The sequence below is a fragment of the uncultured Campylobacter sp. genome, assembly GCF_937949835.1.
In the GTDB taxonomy this organism is placed as follows: Bacteria; Campylobacterota; Campylobacteria; order Campylobacterales; family Campylobacteraceae; genus Campylobacter_B.
The window spans coordinates 1-2,124 of sequence record NZ_CALEDC010000144.1 but is presented as its reverse complement, the minus strand read 5'-3'; the positions used below and the strand labels follow the sequence as shown (position 1 = coordinate 2,124).

At 50.4% G+C, this 2,124-nt stretch carries 3 protein-coding genes and 1 pseudogene; all 4 read right to left on the bottom strand.

The features are described 5' to 3' along the window. Positions 1-238 precede the first annotated feature (238 nt). A pseudogene (locus tag Q0256_RS11580) lies at positions 239-532 on the bottom strand (methylated-DNA--[protein]-cysteine S-methyltransferase); the annotation flags it as partial. A gap of 266 nt (positions 533-798) precedes the next feature. Next, positions 799-1,086: a hypothetical protein gene (locus Q0256_RS03180; RefSeq protein ID WP_297959979.1), complete on the bottom strand. Its 288-nt coding sequence runs from the start codon at positions 1,084-1,086 to the stop codon at positions 799-801. 113 nt (positions 1,087-1,199) lie between these two features. After that, a complete protein-coding gene (locus tag Q0256_RS03175) occupies positions 1,200-1,613 on the bottom strand; it encodes a hypothetical protein (protein ID WP_297959977.1) in 414 nt (137 codons plus the stop codon). Positions 1,614-1,629: 16 nt separating this feature from the next. Further along, a partial coding sequence (locus tag Q0256_RS03170) for a CorA family divalent cation transporter (protein WP_297959975.1) occupies positions 1,630-2,124 on the bottom strand: 495 nt, incomplete at its 5' end.

Below are 2,124 nucleotides of genomic sequence, written 5' to 3'. Positions count from 1 at the left end.
GCATAAAATTTTAATTTTTACGCGGCGAAAAAATTTAAAATTTCAAAGCGTGCCCGCTTCGGCTTTAAATTTAATGATCGCCGTCCTGCGCGCGGTGTAATCGTTTAAAATCGCCGCTCGCCTTCGATTTGCAAGCGATGCGCTGTGCAGCGTCTAAATTTAAGTATTCAAATTTTATCGCACTTTTGCGCGCGAGCATTAAAATCTTTTGTGGCCTTTTAAATTTGCCGCTTTGCGCCGCCGTGCTCTTCGCGGGCGTGAAAAGCCCTCGCATATCGACGCCCCCTGGCTGCAGCAGCTTTATTTTCCTATCGATGCCGCCCGCGTAGCCCGTGAGGCTGCCGTGGGCGCCTACGACGCGGTGGCAGGGGATGATGATCGAGATTTCGTTGTGTCCTACGGCGCCGCCCACGGCTTGCGCGGACATCTTCGCTAGCCCGCGTGCCGCGGCGATTTCGCGCGCGATCTGCCCGTAGGTCGTAGTTTTGCCGTAAGGAATTTTAAGCAAAATTTCCCACACGGCGCGTCTAAACGCCGAGCCCACGGGATTTAGAGCGGGCGTAAAACCAGGCTCGCGTCCGCTAAAATACAGATCAAGCCGGCGCCTAGTTTGATCAAAAACGGCCAGGTTTTTCTCCTAGGAGTATCCGCTTTGCTCGTTTTGTTCGTTCGCGCAGAATTTTCCGCTCCCGCTTTGCGCCGAAAGATTGGTCGCGCGAGGTTTTTCGCCCGTGTCTTTAAGTGCAAAATCGCGCGCGCAGAATTTTTCGCTCGTTATAAGTACGTTTGCGCAGAATTCTACGTCCCGCCGTTCGCCGCTTTTGCCGTAATATTGCTCTTTTTCAACGCCGCAAAATCGCGCCGTGTTTCGCTAACGACATGCTGCTCTTTTGCGAGCAGATCGGCGTCACCCCGCTTTTTATCCGCGCCGCTTTTCGCCTCTAGCGCGCAGCCTTTCTCGCAGCAACCCTCTCTCGCGGCGGCATCTGTTTTTGCCGCAATATCGCGCATGCAGAATTTGCCGTCCGCGCCGCTTGCCGTAAGAGCGTGCGCGTAGATTTCTCGCCCTCGAACCACAGTCCGCAAAGCCCCACTCCATCGCTCGCAAGCGTGATTTTACCAAGCGGAGAGTCGTAATATGCGATAAATTTCATCGTTGCTCCTGCTTTGCGATTAAATTTAGGTGCCGCAAGCAGCGCTTAAATTTCCCAAATTTCTAAAATTTGCGGACAGATTTTAGCTACGCTTTGTTCAAACTCCGCCTTTTGCGAGGCGTTCGGTTCGTCAAGGGCTTCAAATTTACAAAAAAGCTCCGCGATCTTTAGCCAGCCTTCAAGATTTAGATCGAATTTTTCCAAATTAGCCTCGGACAAAAACTCCAAATCATGGTCGTAAAACGCGATCTCGCCGCCAGAGCTTAGTAGCCAAAGATCGCCGGTGCCGCTATCTGCAAAGATACAAAACTCGCGCAGCAGCCCGCTGTCGCCCTCAAAAGGAAATTTTGCCGCGTCGTTGCAGCGCGCGATCTCATGCTCTTTCAGCACTCTAAAATCGCCCGCAATCTCCCTTCCGAAGTATCCGCCTAGGATATTTTTTAGCTCGTTTTTATTCAAATTTAATCTCTCCGCTTTAGTTTCGCTTTTTGACGTAAAATATAAAAAAGCCGACCATCGCTGCGAAAATTACGCACATCGCAAGCGTTACGATGAGCGTGCCGTGCGCCGAGCCGCTTAAAAACAGCCCCGTCGTGTTCATCCCGAAAAAGCTCGTGATGAAATTTAGCGGCAAAAGCAGCGACGAGATGATCGTGAGAATGTAGATGTTGCGGCTGATCTTGTCGTTTTTGAGGCCTTGGATGAACTGATAGATATCCTCGATCCTGACGGCGTATTCGCTCATCACGCCCTTGAAAACGCCCGCTTCGTAGGCGTAGTTTTTCAGCCGCTTTTTAAGCGCCGGCTGCTCGTTTCCGCAGATGAGTAGCGCTTCGTAAAAATGCGAAATTTTGTTTTGAAATTTGCGGATTTCATATTTTAGGATAGAGTGCTTTTTCATAAATTTTGAAAAATCGCCGCGGCGCGTGTAGATTTTTTCGTAATTCTCAAGCTCCGCGGAGTGCTCTAA